Source organism: Sphingobium olei, from assembly GCF_042678845.1.
Classification (GTDB): domain Bacteria; phylum Pseudomonadota; class Alphaproteobacteria; order Sphingomonadales; family Sphingomonadaceae; genus Sphingobium; species Sphingobium olei.
On the sequence record NZ_JBHTLS010000135.1, the window covers coordinates 387,032 to 404,900 of the forward strand.

22 protein-coding genes are annotated in these 17,869 nt (G+C 70.3%); 21 read left to right on the forward strand and 1 reads right to left on the reverse strand.

Annotated elements, in window-relative coordinates; translation table 11 throughout:
- The first annotated feature begins 129 nt into the window (after nt 1-129).
- The 11 genes from ACFQ24_RS21640 to ACFQ24_RS21690 all read left to right on the forward strand — a co-directional run bounded on the left by ACFQ24_RS21640 (nt 130) and on the right by ACFQ24_RS21690 (nt 8,240).
- Complete coding sequence (locus ACFQ24_RS21640) at nt 130-1,446, forward strand: M28 family peptidase (RefSeq protein ID WP_380915066.1); 1,317 nt, start codon at nt 130-132, stop codon at nt 1,444-1,446.
- 31 nt (nt 1,447-1,477) lie between these two features.
- The gene (locus tag ACFQ24_RS21645) at nt 1,478-2,785 is read left to right on the forward strand and encodes a DNA-packaging protein (RefSeq protein WP_380915455.1); all 1,308 of its coding nucleotides are present in this window, start codon (nt 1,478-1,480) and stop codon (nt 2,783-2,785) included.
- An 83-nt stretch (nt 2,786-2,868) separates the two neighbouring features.
- On the forward strand, nt 2,869-3,501 hold the full coding sequence (locus tag ACFQ24_RS21650) for an NAD(P)H-dependent oxidoreductase (protein WP_380915068.1): 633 nt from the start codon (nt 2,869-2,871) through the stop codon (nt 3,499-3,501).
- Nucleotides 3,502-3,560: 59 nt separating this feature from the next.
- A complete protein-coding gene (locus ACFQ24_RS21655; protein WP_380915070.1) occupies nt 3,561-3,899 on the forward strand; it encodes a hypothetical protein in 339 nt (112 codons plus the stop codon).
- Nucleotides 3,900-4,008: 109 nt separating this feature from the next.
- Nucleotides 4,009-5,130 (forward strand): phage portal protein, encoded by a 1,122-nt coding sequence (locus ACFQ24_RS21660; RefSeq protein ID WP_380915072.1) that lies wholly within the window; start codon nt 4,009-4,011, stop codon nt 5,128-5,130.
- Between the two features lie 15 nt (nt 5,131-5,145).
- Nucleotides 5,146-5,454 carry a DUF6127 family protein gene (locus ACFQ24_RS21665; protein ID WP_380915074.1) on the forward strand — a complete coding sequence of 103 codons (309 nt, stop codon included), beginning with the start codon at nt 5,146-5,148 and terminating at the stop codon, nt 5,452-5,454.
- Nucleotides 5,451-5,852: an HK97 family phage prohead protease gene (locus tag ACFQ24_RS21670; protein WP_380915076.1), complete on the forward strand. Its 402-nt coding sequence runs from the start codon at nt 5,451-5,453 to the stop codon at nt 5,850-5,852. Before ACFQ24_RS21665 ends, ACFQ24_RS21670 begins: the two co-directional genes overlap by 4 nt.
- A gap of 76 nt (nt 5,853-5,928) precedes the next feature.
- Nucleotides 5,929-7,044, forward strand: a complete 1,116-nt coding sequence (locus ACFQ24_RS21675; RefSeq protein ID WP_380915078.1) for a phage major capsid protein — start codon at nt 5,929-5,931, stop codon at nt 7,042-7,044.
- 79 nt (nt 7,045-7,123) lie between these two features.
- Entirely contained in the window at nt 7,124-7,660 is a 537-nt protein-coding gene (locus tag ACFQ24_RS21680; protein WP_380915080.1) for a head-tail connector protein, read from the forward strand.
- Nucleotides 7,657-7,839 carry a hypothetical protein gene (locus tag ACFQ24_RS21685; protein ID WP_380915082.1) on the forward strand — a complete coding sequence of 61 codons (183 nt, stop codon included), beginning with the start codon at nt 7,657-7,659 and terminating at the stop codon, nt 7,837-7,839. Before ACFQ24_RS21680 ends, ACFQ24_RS21685 begins: the two co-directional genes overlap by 4 nt.
- Nucleotides 7,836-8,240, forward strand: coding sequence for a DUF3168 domain-containing protein (locus ACFQ24_RS21690; RefSeq protein WP_380915083.1), 405 nt, complete (start codon nt 7,836-7,838; stop codon nt 8,238-8,240). Before ACFQ24_RS21685 ends, ACFQ24_RS21690 begins: the two co-directional genes overlap by 4 nt.
- A gap of 102 nt (nt 8,241-8,342) precedes the next feature.
- Here the strand turns inward: ACFQ24_RS21690 and ACFQ24_RS21695 are convergent, their stop codons facing one another.
- The gene (locus ACFQ24_RS21695; RefSeq protein WP_380915085.1) at nt 8,343-8,666 is read right to left on the reverse strand and encodes a hypothetical protein; all 324 of its coding nucleotides are present in this window, start codon (nt 8,664-8,666) and stop codon (nt 8,343-8,345) included.
- A gap of 55 nt (nt 8,667-8,721) precedes the next feature.
- Here ACFQ24_RS21695 and ACFQ24_RS21700 point away from each other — a divergent pair, with 55 nt between their 5' ends.
- The 10 genes from ACFQ24_RS21700 (at nt 8,722) to ACFQ24_RS21745 (ending at nt 17,753) form a co-directional block, all read left to right on the forward strand.
- Nucleotides 8,722-9,129 (forward strand): phage major tail protein, TP901-1 family, encoded by a 408-nt coding sequence (locus tag ACFQ24_RS21700; protein ID WP_380915087.1) that lies wholly within the window; start codon nt 8,722-8,724, stop codon nt 9,127-9,129.
- On the forward strand, nt 9,126-9,434 hold the full coding sequence (locus ACFQ24_RS21705; RefSeq protein ID WP_380915089.1) for a gene transfer agent family protein: 309 nt from the start codon (nt 9,126-9,128) through the stop codon (nt 9,432-9,434). Before ACFQ24_RS21700 ends, ACFQ24_RS21705 begins: the two co-directional genes overlap by 4 nt.
- Nucleotides 9,431-9,628 carry a phage tail assembly chaperone gene (locus ACFQ24_RS21710; RefSeq protein ID WP_380915091.1) on the forward strand — a complete coding sequence of 66 codons (198 nt, stop codon included), beginning with the start codon at nt 9,431-9,433 and terminating at the stop codon, nt 9,626-9,628. Before ACFQ24_RS21705 ends, ACFQ24_RS21710 begins: the two co-directional genes overlap by 4 nt.
- 12 nt (nt 9,629-9,640) lie before the next feature.
- Nucleotides 9,641-10,201: a tail tape measure protein gene (locus ACFQ24_RS21715; RefSeq protein WP_380915092.1), complete on the forward strand. Its 561-nt coding sequence runs from the start codon at nt 9,641-9,643 to the stop codon at nt 10,199-10,201.
- A gap of 11 nt (nt 10,202-10,212) precedes the next feature.
- Nucleotides 10,213-12,543 (forward strand): DUF2460 domain-containing protein, encoded by a 2,331-nt coding sequence (locus ACFQ24_RS21720; protein WP_380915094.1) that lies wholly within the window; start codon nt 10,213-10,215, stop codon nt 12,541-12,543.
- Nucleotides 12,540-13,361, forward strand: coding sequence for a DUF2163 domain-containing protein (locus tag ACFQ24_RS21725; protein ID WP_380915096.1), 822 nt, complete (start codon nt 12,540-12,542; stop codon nt 13,359-13,361). Before ACFQ24_RS21720 ends, ACFQ24_RS21725 begins: the two co-directional genes overlap by 4 nt.
- Nucleotides 13,358-13,729: a peptidoglycan endopeptidase gene (locus ACFQ24_RS21730; RefSeq protein ID WP_380915098.1), complete on the forward strand. Its 372-nt coding sequence runs from the start codon at nt 13,358-13,360 to the stop codon at nt 13,727-13,729. Before ACFQ24_RS21725 ends, ACFQ24_RS21730 begins: the two co-directional genes overlap by 4 nt.
- A 30-nt stretch (nt 13,730-13,759) precedes the next feature.
- The gene (locus tag ACFQ24_RS21735; protein ID WP_380915100.1) at nt 13,760-15,961 is read left to right on the forward strand and encodes a phage tail protein; all 2,202 of its coding nucleotides are present in this window, start codon (nt 13,760-13,762) and stop codon (nt 15,959-15,961) included.
- A 32-nt stretch (nt 15,962-15,993) separates the two neighbouring features.
- The gene (locus ACFQ24_RS21740) at nt 15,994-16,491 is read left to right on the forward strand and encodes a DUF2793 domain-containing protein (RefSeq protein ID WP_380915457.1); all 498 of its coding nucleotides are present in this window, start codon (nt 15,994-15,996) and stop codon (nt 16,489-16,491) included.
- Between the two features lie 200 nt (nt 16,492-16,691).
- Nucleotides 16,692-17,753: an OmpA family protein gene (locus tag ACFQ24_RS21745; RefSeq protein WP_380915102.1), complete on the forward strand. Its 1,062-nt coding sequence runs from the start codon at nt 16,692-16,694 to the stop codon at nt 17,751-17,753.
- The last annotated feature ends 116 nt before the right edge of the window (nt 17,754-17,869 follow it).

Consider the following 17,869-nt stretch of genomic DNA (forward strand, 5'->3'; position numbering starts at 1 on the left):
CGGTTGCGAACGGTGCGACAATGGAGCAGGCGGCGCGCCGGTTCCACTAACGGGCCGTGACATTTTGTTGCGGAAATCCCTTGCTGCGAGCGGTTTACAAGCGTGCAACAGACGGCCAGAACGAGCGTCATGACAAAGACATCGCTGATCGCCGCCGCCCTGATCGCCGCATCTGCGGCCGGTTCTGTATCCGCCGAGACCAGCGCGCCCGATCCGGCGCGGCTGAAGGCGACGGTCGAGAGGCTGGTGAGTTTCGGCACGCGCCATACGCTGTCCTCCGCGACCGACCCCAGGCGGGGGATCGGCGCGGCGCGCAAATGGGGCGCGGCGGAGTTCGCGAAGATATCCAAGGGGTGCGGCGGGTGCCTGACCGTCGAGACGGTGGCGGAGCGCTTCACCGGGCCGCGCGCGCCGCAGGGCGTGGAGGTGGTGGACGTGATCGCGATCCAGAAGGGGACGGGAGACCCCAGCCAGGTGGTGATCGTTGCGGGCCATATCGACAGCCGCGTGAGCGACGTCATGAACGTGACGAGCGACGCACCGGGCGCGAACGACAATGCGTCGGGCACGGCGCTGGTGATCGAGGCGGGGCGGGTGCTGGCGGGGGAAAAGTTCGACGGGACGATCGTCTATGCGCTGCTGTCGGGGGAGGAACAGGGGCTGTGGGGCGGCAAGTTGCTGGCTGAGACGGCGAAGAAGCGCGGATGGCAGGTGCGTGCGATGCTGAACAACGACATCGTCGGCAACACGGTCGGCCAGAACGGCCGGATCGTGGCGGACCGGGTGCGCGTCTTTTCCGAAGGGGGGCGCTTCATCGAGGATCGGGCGGCGGCACTGACGCGCCGGGCGATCGGCGGCGAGGATGACGGGCCTTCGCGCGCGCTGGCGAAAAAGATCGACGGCATCGCGGAGGCCAATCCGCAGATCGGGCTGGACGTGTTTGCGGTACGGCGGTTTGACCGGTTCGGGCGCGGCGGGGATCATTCGCCTTTCCTGGAGCTGGGCTTTCCCGCCGTGCGCTTTTCGGTGGGGATCGAGAATTACGACCGGCAGCACCAGGATCTGCGGACCGAGAATGGCCGGGTCTATGGCGACACGGTGGAGGGAATGGATTTCCCCTATCTGGCGAAGGTGACGGCGTTGAACGTGGCGGCGCTGCGGGTGCTGGCCGATGCGCCGGCCGCGCCCGCCAGCGTGTCGCTGGACGGGGCGCTGTCGATGGACACGCGGGTCTTCTGGGACGCGGTGCCGGGGGCTGCGGGATATAAGGTCTATTGGCGGCGCGCGGACGCGCAGGACTGGACCGACAGCCGGGCAGTCACTGGCGTGACCGAGACGGTGTTGAAGGATGTGGTCGTGGACGACCATTTCATCGGCGTGGCGGCGGTGGCGAAGGATGGCTCCGAAAGTCTGGTGACGTTCGGCGGGATGGCTCCACGCAGATAGGGGAGCGCGCCTCCCCATGAGGGGGAGGATGATGCGGGTTTCGGATCGGGAATGGCTGGCGGGCGAGGATGCGGCCGTGCGGGCGGCGTTGCTGCGGCGGCTGGACGCCGGGGCGGCGGAGCGGCTGGCGCGGGAATGGCGCTTTCTGGCGCGCCCGGCGCAGCTGGAGCCGGACGGCGACTGGCGCGTGTGGCTGATGATGGCGGGGCGCGGTTTCGGCAAGACGCGCGCCGGGGCGGAATGGGTGCGCGGCATCGCGGAGGCGGACCCCAAGGCGCGGATCGCGCTGGTGGGCGCGACGCTGGGCGAGGCGCGCGCCGTGATGGTGGAGGGCGCGTCGGGCGTGCTGAGCGTCGCGCCATGGTGGGCTCGGCCCGACTATGCGCCCGCGCTGCGGCGGCTGACCTGGCCCAATGGCGCGATGGCGATGCTGTTCGGCGCGGCGGAGCCTGAGGGCCTGCGCGGGCCGCAGTTCAGCCATGGCTGGGCCGACGAGATCGCCAAATGGGCAGGCGGGGAAGCGGCGTGGGATAATTTGATGATGGGGATGCGGTTGGGCCGTTCCCCACGCGTGCTGGCGACGACGACGCCCCGGCCGGTGCCGCTGGTACGGCGGCTGGTGGCGGCGGAGGATGTCGCGGTGACGAAGGGCACGACCGCGGAGAATGAAGCGAACCTGGCCCCCGGCTTCGTCGCGGCGATGGCGGCGCAGTATGGCGGCACGCGGCTGGGCCGGCAGGAGCTGGACGGCGAACTGATCGAGGAGGTGGAGGGCGCGCTGTGGACGCGCGATCTGATCGAGCGGTGCCGGGTGGCGCATGTGCCGGAGGTGTTGACGCGGGTGGTGGTGGCGGTCGATCCGCCGGCGAGCGCGGGCGGAGACGCGTGCGGCATCGTGGTCGCGGGGATTGGCGGAGACGGGCGCGGCTATGTGATTGCGGACGCCAGCGTCGAGGGGCAGCGGCCCGAAGGCTGGGCGCGGGCGGTGGCGGCGGCCGCGATGCTGCACGGCGCGGACCGGGTGGTGGCCGAAGCGAATAATGGCGGGCAGATGGTGGAAAGCGTGCTGCGCGCGGCGGAGGCGGGGCTGCCGGTGCGTCTGGTCCATGCGAGCCGGGGGAAGGCGGCGCGGGCGGAGCCGGTGGCGGCGCTTTACGAGGCCGGGCGGGTGGCGCATCGCGGCGCCTTCCCCGCGCTGGAGGACCAGTTGTGCGGGCTGCTGGCGGGCGGCGGCTATGTCGGGCCGGGGCGGTCGCCGGATCGGGCGGATGCGCTGGTGTGGGCGATGAGCGAGCTGATGCTGGGGAGAATGGGCGAGGCGCGGGTGCGGGGGATGTGAGAGGAAAGTTGCACAGTGCAACCTTTTCTTTTGCGGGGCCGGCGCTATATCGGGCCGATTACGTCCCCAAGGAGATATCGTCCATGCTGATCGACCGCCTCAACTGGCGCTATGCCACCAAGAAGATGAACCCGGACAAGGCCGTACCCGAGGAGAAGCTGGAACGCATCCTGGAAGCGGTTCGGCTGGCGCCGACGTCGAGCGGCTTGCAGCAATATGAGGTGATCGTCGTCACCAACCGCGAAATCCGCGAGAAGATCAAGGCGATCGCGTGGAACCAGGAGCAGGTGACGGACGCGTCGCACCTGCTGGTCTTCGCCGCCTGGGACAATTACACCGCCGACCGCATCAACGGCATGTTCGACCTGGTGAACGAGGAACGCGGGTTCAGGAACGAGGGCTGGGAAGCCTATCGCCAGATGTTGCTCGGCACCTACCCGCCGCGCGACGCGGAGGTGAATTACCAGCATGCCGCGCGGCAAGCCTATATCGGGGTGGGCATCGCGCTGACCGCCGCCGCCTTTGAAGAGGTGGACGCGACCCCGATGGAAGGGTTCGACCCCGACAGCCTGGACGAGATACTGGACCTGCGGGCGCGGGGGCTGCGCTCCGTCGTCATCATGCCGCTGGGCTATCGCGCGGACGAGGGCGACTGGCTGGTCAACCTCAAGAAGGTGCGGCGGCCGGTGGAGCAGTTCATATCGCGCGTGGATTGAAGAACAGGAACCGGGGCGCGGGCGAAGCCGTTTCATGGCCAGCATAAGGAGTGCGTGACATGAAAAGGATGACGTTGATGGCGGTCGCAGCGGGCGTGTCGCTGGTCGCCGCGCCGGTGATGGCGCAGAGCCTCAACAGCAAGGACCGGGCGCGGATCGCGCGGGCCGATCCCCGCGACCGGGACGATGTGCGATACTGCCTGATCCAGGGCAAGAAGGGCCGCGACAAGGGCACGGTGATCGGCGCGGCGGGCGGTGCGGGCGTCGGGCTGTTGGCGGGTGGCGGCGTGGGCGATGCGCTGCTGGGCGCGGGCGCGGGCGCTGTGGCGGGCCGGCTGATCGGCAAGGGCCAGGGCACGGATTCGGCCTGCGACGAGGTGTTGGCACGGAATCGGTAAGGGGGGCGATCCCCCTCTCCAAGTTTCGCTAGGGCGGCTGCGCCACCCAAGCTCCACTATCCTCTCCCCCCGACGGGGGAGAGGTTTTTTTTATGGCGGGGAGCAACCCATGAAATGGTTTACCAAAGCGGCGCGCGAGGATGCGCGGCCGGTGCTGGCGCGTGCCTGGGGCACGGGGGCGGTGGCGCTGGGCGAATGGCCGGCGAGTTATGAGGCGCAGCTGCGTAGCGGCGTCATGGGCAATGCCGTCGCGCAGCGGGCGATGCGGCTGGTGTCGGAAGGCGCGGGGGCCTGTGCATTGAAGGCGCGGGGCAGCGAGGAGGGGGCGCGGGTGCTGGCGCTGGTCGGGCGGGCTTCGGCGGGGCAGGGGCTGATCGAGACGCTGGCCTGTCACCTGCTGCTGCACGGCAATGCCTATGTCCAGATCATCGCAGGCGCAGACGGGTTGCCGGCCGAGCTGTTCGCGCTGCGGCCCGAGCGGGTGTCTGTAGAGGCGGACGCGCGGGGGTGGCCGGCGGCCTATCTCTATCGCGTGGGGGAGAGCGTGACGCGGCTGCACCCCGAGGATGCGGCGGGGCGGACGAGCGTGCTGCACATGAAATCGCTGCATCCGCTGGACGATCATTATGGGCTGGGCTGCGCGGGCGCGGCTGCGGGCGCGGTGGCGATCCACAATGCGGCGAGCGTCTGGAACAAGGCGCTGCTCGACAATGCGGCGCGGCCGAGTGGCGCGATGGTTTATGAGCCGGGCGACCGATCGGTGCTGTCGCCCGAACAATATGAGCGGGTGAAGCGCGAGATGGAGGCGGCCTTTGCGGGGGCAGCCAATGCCGGGCGGCCGATGCTGCTGGAAGGGGGCTTAAGCTGGAAGGCGATGAGCCTGACGCCCGCCGAGATGGATTTCGTGGGGTTGAAGAGCGCGGCGGCGCGGGAGATCGCGCTGGCCTTCGGGGTGCCGCCGATGCTGATGGGGCTGCCCGGCGACAACAGCTACGCCAATTATCGCGAGGCGAACAAGGCGCTGTGGCGGCAGGCGATCCTGCCGCTGGTGGCGAAGATCTGCGGCGGATTGAGCCAGGGCCTCAGCGGATGGTGGCCGGGCGTCGTGGTGGAGGTGGACCTGGACGCGGTGCCGGCGCTGTCGGACGAGCGCGCTGCGCTGTGGGAGCGGGTGGCTGGGGCCGATTTCCTGACGGCGGACGAGAAGAAGGCGATGCTTGGGATCGGGTGAGAGCAGGAGGGCGACATGAAGGAGGAGATGCTGGCGCGGCTGGTCGCGCAGGCGGACGGACAGGTGGCCGACATGGTGACGATCCGCGCCCTCATCGAGGAAGCGAGCGAGATCGGCGCGGGGCGGGCGCTGGAGCGGCTGGGCCTGGCGGATCGTAGCGCGGAGGGCGACGTGCGGGAATTGCGCGAGCTGCTGTCCGCCTGGCGCGACGCGAAGAAGGCGGCGCGCGGCGCGGTGATCGGCTGGGTGGTGCGGATCGCCATGGCGCTGGTCTTGCTGGGGATCGCCGTGAAGACGGGGCTCGTGGGATTGGTGAAGGCATGAGCGGCGACCTGCGCTTTGCGGGCTATGCGGCGATATTCGACCGGGTGGACCGGGGCGGCGACGTGGTGCGGGCGGGAGCCTTCGGCGAGGTGGCGGCGGCGGGCGTGCCGCTGCTGTGGCAGCATGGGCCGGGCAGCGTCATCGGCCGGATCGAGAGCGCGCGGGAAGATGGGCGCGGGCTGCGGGTGATCGGCCGGGTGTCGCGCGCGACGGCGGCGGGGCGGGAAGCGGCGGCGGCGCTGGAGGCTGGCGTGGTGGACGGGTTGAGCTTCGGCTATCGGGTGCGGCAAGCGCGGGGCGCGCGGCCGAGGGAGCTGCTGGCGCTGGAGCTGGTGGAAGTGAGCGTGGTCACGCACCCGATGCAGCCGCTGGCGCGGGTGGTGCGGTTGGAGGGGTAGACGCCACGCTATCCAGGATTTTGCTGGGCGGTCCATTCGGGCCGCCTTTTTTTGTTTTGCAAGCGGGAGAAAGTGCATGACGGATCAACTGGAAGCGAGCCTTGACGCGGTGGCGCAGGGGGAGCGGATCGAGGGGTTGGCGCAGGAGGTGGCGGCGCTCAAGGGTGCGTTGCTTGCGCAGCGCAGGCCGGCGCTGGATGGGGTGAAGGGCGGCGTCGAAGACCCGGCCCGGGCGGCGTTCGTGGAGCGTTACCTGCGGCAGGGACTTGAGGCGGGCGTGGAGCTGAAGAGCTTTTCGGGCGCGTCTGGCGCGGCGGGCGGCTATGCGGTGCCGCGCGAGATCGACCAGCTGATCGGATCGACGCTGAAGGCGATTTCGCCGATCCGCGCCATCGCCAATGTGGTGCGCACGGGCAGCGCGGGATACCGCAAGCTGGTGACGGCGGGCGGCATCGTGTCGGGCTGGGCGAGCGAGGTCGGCGCGCGGGCCGAGACGGGGACGCCCGCCTTCAACGAGATCGTGCCGCCTTCGGGCGAATTGTTCGCCAATCCGGCCGCATCCCAGGCGATGCTGGACGACGCGCAGTTCGACGTCGAGGGATGGCTGGCGAGCGAGATCGCGCGGGAGTTTGCCACGGCGGAAGGCGCGGCCTTCGTTAACGGCAACGGCACCAACAAGCCCAAGGGCTTCCTGACCTATACGACCACCAACGAGGCGGACGCGGTGCGCGCGTTCGGATCGCTGCAATATGTGCCGTCGGGCGCGGCGGGCGGGTTCGCGGCGAGCAATCCGCAGGACCGGCTGATCGACCTCATACAGAGCCTGCGCGCGCCATACCGCCAGGGGGCGAGCTTCGTGATGAACAGCGCGACCTTGTCGGTCATTCGCAAGATGAAGACGGCGGACGGGGCGTTCCTGTGGCAGCCGTCGATGGCGGCGGGGCAGCCGGCCACGCTGCTGGGATATCCGGTGGTCGAGGCGGAGGACATGCCCGACATTGCCGCCAATAGCCTGTCGATCGCGTTCGGCAATTTCCACGCGGGCTATGTCATCGCGGAGCGCAGCGAGACGAGCATCCTGCGCGACCCGTTCAGCAACAAGCCGTTCGTCCATTTCTATGCCGTCAAGCGGATCGGCGGCGGGGTGGCGAATTCGGAGGCCATTAAGCTGATGAAGTTCGCCGCTTCGTAAGCGGCCGGACGAAGGGGGCGACTTGAGGGAGGGGCGTGCGCGCTCCTCCCTTCTTTTTTGGCGGCGGGAGACGGGGTCCATGCTGACGGACGGGGAAAGCGGGGCGACGGCGGCGTCGCTGGCGGAATTGAAGGCCTATCTGCGCATCGGCGGCGTGGAGGAGGATGGCGCGCTGGAGGGGCTGCTGCGCGGCGCGGGGGCGCTGTGCGAGCGGTTCGTGGGACAGTGGCTGATCGCGCGCGAGGCGCGGGAGACGGTGGCGGCGAGCGCGAGCTGGCAGCGGCTGACGGCGCGGCCGGTGCTGGCGGTAACTGAGGTGGCGGCGATCGATGCGGAGGGCGTGGCGCAGCCATTGCCGGTGGACGGCTATGCCGTGGATATCGACGCGCAGGGCGACGGATGGGTGCGGGCGACGCGCGCGGGCGAGGCGCGGCTGCTGTCGGTCACATATCAGGCGGGGATGGCGCCGGCGCTGGACGGGGTGCCCGAGGCTCTGCGGCAGGGGATCGTGCGGCTGGCGGCGGACCATTATCTGGCGCGGGGCAGCGAGAGCGCGACGCCGCCCGCCGTGGTGAGCGCGCTGTGGCGGCCGTGGCGGCGGATGCGGCTGGCATGAGGATCAGGACGATGCTGGAGGATCGGGCGGCGCGGCGGCGCGCGGAGATCGCGGAGGCGCTGCGGGCGGAAGGCATCGAGGCGACGGTCGAGGGCGAGGCGGTGCGGGCGCGCGCGGCGGGGCTGATCGCGCGCTGGATGCGCGACCTGGCCTTAAGAGAAGCAGGGAGAGGGGCATGAGCGCGGAAGTGGGGGTGCGTGGCGCGGTGATCGCCGCCTTGCGCGGAGACGCGGCGCTGATGGCGCTGGTGAACGGCGTGCATGACGGCGAGCCGGGCCGGGCGGCGGTGCCCTATGCTTTTGCGGGCGAATGTATCGGCAGCGACTGGGGCGGCAAGGACGTCGAGGGACGCGAGCTGCGGCTGACGGTCGGGCTGGTCGTCGCGGGCGACGCGACCGATGCGCTGGGCGCGATGATCGTGCGGGTTGAGGCGGCGATGGCTGTGATTCCGCCGGCGGACGGGTGGCGCGTGGTGAGCGCACGGCTGGCGCGGTCGCGGGTGGCGCGCGCTGGCCCTGGTCCGGCGGGCGGATGGCGCGCGGTGGTGGATTACCGGCTGCGGTCGGTGCGGGAGGGGTAGGAGCGGCCCCCTCTCAACTGCGCCATAAGGCGGCTTGCGCCGCCAAGGCTTCGTATCTCTCCCCCGCCTGCGGGGGAGAGAGGGGGGGAGCGGATGCGGGCGTCAGCTGGGGCGGCTGTTGTCCTCATATTCCGAGGTGATCTTGTCGACATATTCCGAGATCTGATCGTCGGCGTCGGAATTGGCGGCGCTGTCGGACATCTTGTCCGCCTTGTCCTGCGCGACGATGGCGGCGCGGAAGGCGGCTTCCTTGTCGGCGCAGGCCTTCTTGAGTTCGGCCTGGAAATCGCCGGTCGTCAGCTTCTTGTCCAGCGCGGGCTGCACCTGCGCCGACAGGCACTTCGCAAATTCCTTGCGGCCATTGCCCACGGCGTCGGCGGAGGGCGCGGCGGCGAGCATCATCGCAAGCGAGGCGGCAACAATCATGGGAACCTCTCCATATCCTGCATTTTGCACGGTTTGACTGAAGAAAGGATGCGACATGGCGGTCGAAAAGGGAAGTGCTTTCTTGCTGAAGGTGGGCGACGGAAACACACCGGCAACATATGCGACGGTGGCCGGGATGCGGACCACGCAGCTGTCCGTGAACGGCGAGGCGGTCAACATCACCAGCAAGGATTCGGGGGGCTGGCGCGAATTGCTGTCGGGCGCGGGGGTGCGGTCGGTCAGCGTGTCGGCGGCGGGCCTGTTCACCGGATCGGCGGCGGAGGTGCGCATCCGCAACCATGCGCTGTCGGGCACGATCGAGAGCTATGAACTGAGTTTCGAGAGCGGGGAGCGGATGCGCGGCCGGTTTCTGGTCACGCGGCTGGACTATGCCGGCGACTATAATGGCGAGCGCAATTATGCGCTGAGCCTGGAAAGCTCCGGCGCGGTGGTGAGCCTGTGAGCGCGGCCAATCCCGAGCGCGGGGAGGCGGCGCTGGAGATCGGCGGCGAGGCGCTGGCGCTGCGGCCGACATTCGGCGCGCTGGTGGCGGCGGAGGCGGAAGTCGGGCCGCTGTTCGCGCTGGTGGAGCGGGCGGCCGATGGCAGATTGTCGCTGGGCGATCTGGTGGCCTTGTTCTGGCATTGCCTGGTGGATCGCGACCGGATGACACGCGAGGCGCTGGGCGAGGCGGTGGTGGCCGTGGGCCTGGCCAAGGTGACGCCGGCGCTCAAAGCCATCGTGCAGCAGATCTTGGCGGGACGGTGACGCGCTTTGCGGCGTGCGCGGCGCGGTTGGCGGGGGTGGCGGGATGGCTGCTCGGCTGGCGGCCCGAGGAATTCTGGCGCGCGACCCCGGCGGAACTGGCGTGCGTGCTGCGCGCCGCGCGCGGGGAGGATGCGCCGGGCGAGGGCGTCGACGGGGCGGAGCTGGCGCGGCTGATGGGGGCGATGCCGGATTGAGGGGAGGCGGGGATGGACGAGGAAATCGAGACGCTGGTCGTGCGGGTGCGGGCCGACACGGCGGGGCTGAGCCGCGATGTCGAGGCGATGCGCGCGGGGCTGGAGGGGCCGCTGGGCGACGGGGCGGAGCGGGCCGGGAGACGGATCGAGCAGGGGCTGCTGCGGGCGGTGCGGACGGGCAAGTTCGGGTTCGAGGATCTGCGGCGGATCGCCGTGGGGGTGCTGGGTTCGATCGCGGCGAGCGCGCTGCACGGCGCGCTGGGCGGCGGCGGATCGGGCGGGGCGGGCGCGAGCCTTGTCAATCTGGGCGCGTCGCTGCTGACCGGGGCGCTGGGCCTGCCGGGGCGGGCGACGGGCGGGCCGGTGGCACCGGGCCGCGCCTATCTGGTGGGCGAGCGGGGGCCCGAGGTCTTCGTGCCGACGACCAGCGGGCAGGTTCATGCAGGGGCGGGCGGCGCGCGCGACGTGCGGGTGAGCATCGCCGTCAACGGGCGTAGCGGCGAGAGCGAGGCGCGGCTGCTGGCGCGCAGCGCGCGGCAGGTGGCGCGGGCGGTCAAGGGCGCGATAGGATAGGAGAAGACGCGATGGGCGGCCTGCAATATTGGCTGGCGGACGAGCGGCGCGGGCAGGAAAGCCGCTTTATCAAGCGCTTTGCCGCGACGCACTGGACCGTCAATTTCCCCCGGCCGATGATGGCGAGCGTGGTGACGACCGGGCCGGACGCGCTGCGGATGGATGCGGTCTTCTACGGGTCGGGCGATCTGGCGGGGCTGATCTGGGACGCGGAGGACCGGTGGAGCCATCCCTTGTTGGCTTATGAGACGGCGCGGGATTTTCGCGCGTGCCGGCTGTCCTTCCGCTGGCGGTCTGGCGGCGTGCGCAGGCTGGATGAGACGCATGGGCCGACGCTGACGATCGAGGGGCGGGACGCGGAGGGAAGCCCGCGCGCCTGGTATGTGCGGCTGTGGAATTATGCGGAAGGCGGGCCGGAGGACGCGGTCGTCACGCTCGATTTCGCGAGCCTGGTGGGCGGATACCGCCTGCCGGAGGAGGCGGACCCGGTGTGGGCGGGGGACATCGACCGGATGTTCATATCGCTGGTGCCGCCGGGCTATGACGAGGGCGACACGCCCTTCCCCGCGGCAGTCGAGGGCTGGGCGGAGCTGAGCGACATCGCCTGCGACGGTGCGGGATCGGTGATCGCGGTGGGCGACGTGATGCTGCCGGAACATGGGCTGTCGATGGCGACCGGCTATGACGATGCATTCAACCAGACGCCGCAGCGCATCGTCGAGGCGATCCATGCGCTCGGCTATCGCGGGGCGATCAACCATTATGTGGGGATGAGCCATTATTTCCGGCTGGAGCGCGCCGGAGGAGGCCTATTCGTGAGCTTGGCGGGCGGGGTGCTGAACGGGCCGTGCGCGGCGTGGCACCGGGACTTTGCGGATCGCGCCAGGGCGATGGGGATGGGGGTCATCTGGTCGCTGTCCTACGAACTGTTCGATGCGCATTGCTGGGGCGACTGGAAGCAGCGGGCGGAAAATGGCGATCCGGCGCTGACCGGATGGGTGCCGCCGTCCACTTTGCTGTCGCCGGCGCATGAAGGGGCGATGGCGTATCTGAAGGCGGTGGCGGGCGCGTTCGTCGGGATCGCGCAGGCGGCGGGATTGCCCGTGCTGTTCCAGGTGGGCGAGCCATGGTGGTGGGTGATGCCGGGGGATGGGCGGATATGCCTGTATGACGACGCGGCCCGGACGGCGCTGGGCGGCGATCCGGTGTCGATCCCTAGTGTGTGGGCCGGGTTGGACGCCGCGCAGACGGCGTTGCTGGATGCGGCGGGGGCGGTGCTGGCGGCGTCGACGGCGGCGCTGTGCGCGCATGTGAAGACGCTCGCGCCCGGTGCCGTGACGCATCTGCTGGCCTATCTGCCGACCATCCTCGATCCCCGCGCGCCGGAGGCCAAGCGGGCCAATATGCCGGTGGGGTGGGCGAGGCCCGCCTTCGATGTGTTGCAGCTGGAAGATTATGACTGGGTGACGGAGGGGCGGCCGACGCTGACCGCGCGGGGCGTGGCACTGGCGACCGAGCGGCTGGGCTATCGACAGGAGGAGCAGCATTATCTGGCGGGCTTCGTGCTGCTGCCGGAACAGGCGGGACAGTGGCGCGCAATCGCCGACGCCGCGCAGGCGTCGGTGGCGCGCGGGACGGCCGCGACCTTCATCTGGGCGCTGCCGCAGATATGCCGCGACGGGTTCACCTGTTTCAACTTTGCCGGGGAGGATGATGTGCAGGAATTTGACGACGTAGTCTTTCCGCTTGCGATCGGGCGCGAGGCGAGCGTCAGTCCTGCCTTTTCGACCCAGATCGTCGAAAGCGTGTCCGGCCACGAGCGGCGCAGCAGCGACTGGGCGGATGCGCGCCTGTCCTTCGACGCCGGGTCGGGGGTGCGGTCCGACAGTGACATGGCGGCGCTGATCGCCTTCTTCCGCGCGCGGCGGGGCGCGGCGCGCGGGTTCCGCTTCACCGATCCCTATGACGACCGCAGCGGACCGCCGGGCGCGCCGCCGTCGCCCATCGACCAGCGGCTGGGCACAGGCGACGGGGTGTCCGCCGAGTTTCCGCTGATGCGCCATTATGGCGAGGGCGCGGAGGCGCAGGGGCGGCGCATCACCCGGCCGGTGCCGGGCAGCATCCGCGTGGCGGCGGACGGGGTGGAGATGACCGACGGGTGGAGCCATGTCGGCATGGGCGTGATCGCTTTCGATGCCGCACCGGCGGCAGGAGTCGTGCTGACGGCGGGATACCGGTTCGATGTGCCGGTGCGCTTTGCCGAGGACCGGCTGGAGATCAACCGCGCGACCTTCGCCGCCGGGGAAGCGCCCTCGGTGCCGCTGGTGGAGATACGCGAATGAGCGCGGCGGAGATGCTGGGCAAGCCGCTCTGCACGCTCGCCTTCTGCTGGCGGATCGAGCGGCGGGACGGGGTGGCGGTGGGGCTGACCAGCCACGACCGCGACCTGAGGGTGGGGGGCCTGACATACCGCGCCGCGCCGGGGATGACGCCTTCGGCGGTGCGGGGCGGCATTGGGCTGGACGGCGGGGACAGCGACGTGGCGGGCGCGTTGACCAGCGATGCGCTGACCGAGCGCGACCTGATGGCCGGGCGATGGGACGGGGCGGCGCTGGAGCTGCGGCTGACCGAATGGGAAGCGCCGGGTGCGCTGTGGCTGTTGCTGGCGCGCGGGACGATCGGCGCGGTGGCGCGGACGGGCGCGGCCTTCACGGCGGAGCTGATCGGCGCGGCGGCGGCGCTGGGTGCGCCGGTCGCGCCGTCCACCTCGCCCGATTGTCGCGCGACGCTGGGCGACCGGGCGTGCCGGGTGGACATGGCGGCGCGGCGGAGGATCGTGCAGGTGGCGGAGGTCGAGGAGGCGTCGGTCGTGATGGCTGGCGGGGGGCTGGAGGCGGGAGCCTATGCCTTCGGTACGCTGCGTTGGCTGACGGGCGAGAATGCGGGGATGACGCAGGCGGTGACGGACAATGACGCGGACGGGCTGACCCTGGCTGATCCGCCGGCCTTTGCGGTGGCGGCGGGGGCGCTGGCGCTGCTGACGCAAGGGTGCGACCGGCAGCTGGCGACCTGCGCCGAGCGGTTCGGCAACGCCGTCAATTTTCGCGGCGAGCCCTACCTGCCCGGCATGGACCTTCTGACCCGATATCCCGGCGCATGAGCGGGGCGGCGGTGGTGGCCGCCGCCCGCGCGATGATCGGCGTGCCGTTCCGGCTGCATGGCCGGGGGCGCGAGGGGATCGACTGCGTCGGGCTGGCGGCGGTGGCGACGGGGCGGGAGGGCCCTTCCGCCTATGGATTGCGGAGCGGGGACGTGGGCCGGGCGGAAGGCTGGCTGCGCGCGGCGGGGCTGGTGCGGGTGGAGCAGGGCGAGCCGGGCGACCTGGCGCTGGTGCGGCCGGGGCCGATGCAACTTCACCTGATGATCTGGACGGGGACGGGCTTCGTCCATGCCCATGCGGGATTGCGGCGGGTGGTGGAGACGCCGGGGGCTTCGCTTTGGCCCATCCTGGGCTGGTGGCGGGGATGAGGACTTGGGAACGGATTGGGGGAACCGGATATGGCGACGATGGTGCTGACGGCGGTGGGGACGGCGCTGGGCGGGCCGATCGGGGGCGCGATCGGTGGGTTGATCGGCAATGCGTTCGACCATGCGGTGCTGTTCCGGCCCAGAGGGCGGCAGGGGCCGCGCATGGCGGATTTGCAGGTCCAGACGTCGAGCTACGGAACGCAGGTGCCGCGCCTGTTCGGCACGCTGCGCGTGGCGGGGACGGTGATCTGGGCCACCGACCTCATTGAGAGCGTGACGAAGACGAGCGGGGGCAAGGGACGCGGGAGCGTCACCAGCTATGCCTATTCGGCGAGCTTCGCCGTGGCGCTTTCGGCGCGGCCGATCCGCACGGTGCGGCGCATCTGGGCGGACGGCAAGCTGCTGCGCGGGGCGGCGGGGGACTTCAAGAGCGAGATGAGCGGGTTCCGCCTGTACCTTGGCGGAGAGGATCAGGCGGCCGATCCGCTGATCGCATCGGCGCAGGGGACGGACCTGACCCCGGCGCATCGCGGCGTCGCCTATGCGCTGTTCGAGGATCTGGCGTTGGCGGATTATGGCAACCGGATACCGTCGCTGACCTTCGAGGTGGAGGCGGACGAGGGGGCGGTCGGGCTGGGGCGGATCGCCGCGGAACTGAGCGAGGGCGGGGTGGCCGGGGATGCCGGGCTTGCCGATGTCGATGGCTTTGCGGCGGGCGGCGCGGATGTGGCGGAGGCGATCGCGCCGCTGGTGGACGCCTGGGGCCTGGCGCTGTGCGAGGGTGAGGCGGGTTTGCGGCTGCGCGCGGCGGGGCGGGACGCAGAGGCGGCGATCGAGGCGGAGGCAGCGGCGCGGCGGGCGAACGGCCGGGCGATGGCGCCGCGCGAACAGTCCGGCGGGGCGGCCGACCGGACGCCGGTGGCGGTCAGCCTGCGCCATTATGATGCCGCGCGCGACTATCAGAGCGGGGTGCAGCGGGTGGTGCGGCCGGGGCCGGGCCGGCAGGAGCAGGGGATCGACCTTCCCCTGGTGATGGCGGCGGACGAGGCGCGGGCGCTGGCGGCCGAGCGGCTGGGCGCGGGCTGGGCGGGGCGGGCGACGATGACGCTGCGCTGCGGCTGGGACGTGCTGGTGCTGGAGCCGGGGATGACTGTGGCGGTGGCGGACGCGCCGGGGCTGTGGCGGATCGAGGAACGCGAATGGGAGGCGATGGCCGTGCGGCTGGCGCTGCGCCGGGTGCCGGGCGCGGGCGGATCGGTTCCGGCAGGGGCGTCGCCGGGCGCGATCGTGCGGCCGCCCGATGCACCGCATGGGGCGACGACGCTGAGGATCGTGGATTTACCGCCCTTGCGGGACGGCGTGGCGGGTGTGCCGCTGCTGGTCGTCGCAGCGAGCGGCGGGGCGGGATGGCGCAGCGCGGCGCTGTTCCTGATCGACGCCAGTGGCGACGCGACGCCGATCGGCCGCAGCGCCCCGCGCGCGACCCTGGGGCAGGCGGTCACGCCTTTGCCGGAGGGCAGCGCCATGCTGGTGGACCGGAGCAGGGCGCTGACCGTCGCCCTGCTGGCCGAGGACATGATGCTTGTCGGCGCGGACGAGCCGGCGCTGACGCAGGGGCGCAACCTGTGCCTGGTCGGACGGGAGCTGATCCAGTTCGAGGCGGCGGTGCCGATCGGGGCGGGGCTGTGGCGGCTGACGGGTCTGCGCCGGGGGCTGCGCGGCACCGAATGGGCGATGGCGGGGCATGAAGCGGGCGAGCCCTTCCTGCTGATCGAGGAGGAACGGCTGGCGGAGCCGCTGGCACTGGCGGGATTGACCGGCGAGGCGGGCGCGATGTTGAAGGTCGCGGCGCTGGGCCTGGGCGACGCCGACGCGGTGGAGGCGGAGGCGACCGTTCGGGGGGAGGCGCTGATCCCGCCGTCGCCGGTTCATCTGCGTGTGGAGAGAGTGGGGGACGAGCTGGCGGTTCGATGGGTGCGGCGCAGCCGGGCCGGGTGGCGCTGGACGAGCGGGAGCGACGTGCCGATGGCCGAGGAAAGCGAGCGCTATGCGGTGCGGGTGCTGGACGGAGACAGGCTGGTGCGCGGGGCCGAAGTGGCGGAACCGGCGTGGACCTATAGCGCGGCGATGATCGCCGCGGACGGCATTGCCGGGACCATGGTGACGATCGAGGTGGCGCAGGTCGGCACGCGGGCGATGGGCCGGGCGGCTCGGGTGACGGCCGCCCTCTGACATCGAGGCAGGATGCGAGGAAAGGGACGATGATGGACAAGACACCGCGCTGGGCGCTGCCGATGCTGTTCGCCGGGCAGGCGCAGAAGGAACTCTTCCACAATGAAGCGCTGACGCTGATCGACGCGCTGCTGCACGGGCGGGCGCAAAGTGCCGATGTGGCAGTGCCGCCGTCCGCGCCGGAACCGGGCCAATGCTGGGTCGTTGCCGATGGAGCGAGCGGCGCATGGGAGGATCATGAGGGCGATATCGCCTGCTGGACGGAGGGCGGATGGCGTTTCCTGATGCCAAAAGCGGGCCTTTTCATTGATCTGGCGGACAGGGGACATGCCATTTTCCATGACGGGAGCCAGTGGCGCGATGGCGCGATACGGAATGACGGCCTCTATGTGGAGGATGAACGGGTCGTGTCGGAACGACAGGCGGCGATCGCGGCCCCTTTCGGCGGCGCAACAATTGACGCGGAGGCCCGCGCCACCATCGCCGCCATTCTGGCCGCCCTCCGTGCGCATGGGCTGATCGCTGCCTGATATTTGCGCGCGCCAAGTTTTGACTTGATGAAGACGTTGTTTACTTCAAAAATGTGTCATATTACTTCCTTGCGCAGCCGCCAAAGGTGGTAGTGCGTTATTTTTGCAACGGTTTCACTAATTGTGGACTTGCCATGAAACTTTCTTCCCGATACAGGGTTTCAGCAGTCCTTCGTGACACTTTTGAAAGGGGAATTCAGATGCGGAAGCTTGCCCTCGCGGCTGCGCTTGCGACCAGCGCCCTGGCCACTCCGGCCATGGCGCGCGACGATAGCTGGTATGTTGGCGTCGACGCCGGCGTGCTGCTCGTCGAAGACCAGACCGTCACCGCGACGCCGGCTCGCGCGGCGATCCCGTCGGTCGATTACCACAAGGGTTATGATTTCGACGCCAACATCGGCTACGACTTCGGCGGCTTCCGCCTCGAAGCAGAAGCCGCTTACAAGCGTGCGAAGATCGACCTTGACCAGACCGGTTTCGGCGGCGCGGCCTCGGCCCTGTCGTTCATGCTGAACGGCCTGCTCGACTTCGGTCCCGATGACGGCTTGCAGGGCTTCGTCGGCGGCGGTGTCGGCGTTTCGCGCGGCAAGCTGGCTTCGGACATCGTCAACGACAGCGACACCGGTTTCGCCTGGCAGGCGATCGCTGGCGTTCGCTACCCGCTGACCAGCAATGTCGACGTCTCGCTGAAGTATCGCTTCTTCAACCAGGACGACATCAAGCTGATCCCGGCCTACTCGACCGCCTATGCGGCCGCCGGTTCGGACATCGAAACCAAGCTGCGCACGCACAGCGTCCTGCTCGGCCTGACCTACAACTTCGGCGAACCGGCTGCTCCGCCGCCGCCTCCGCCGCCTCCGCCGCCCCCGCCGCCCCCGCCGCCCCCGCCGCCGCCTCCGCCGGTCGCAGAGTGCAACCCGGGGCCGTACATCGTCTTCTTCGAATGGGACAAGTCGGACATCACGCCTGACGCCGCCACCATTCTGGACAACGCGGTTTCGGCCTACAGCAGCTGCGGCAGCGCCCAGGTCATGCTGGCCGGTCACGCTGACCGTTCGGGTTCGGCCTCGTACAACGTCGGCCTGTCCCAGCGCCGCGCCGACGCGGTCAAGGCCTATCTGGCTTCGAAGGGCATCCCCGACGGCGTCATCACCACCCAGGCCTTCGGTGAATCGAAGCCCCGCGTGGAAACGGCCGACGGCGTCCGCGAAGTGCAGAACCGCCGCGTGGAAATCAGCTACGGCCCCGGCGCGGGCATGTAAGCCGATTGTCCCTCCTTCGGGATGGACGACAGATGAGGGGCTGGTCGCAAGACCGGCCCCTTTTTCTTTGCCGGGCGACTGGCGGGTGGTTTCTTGAGTCGGGCATCGCCTTGGAA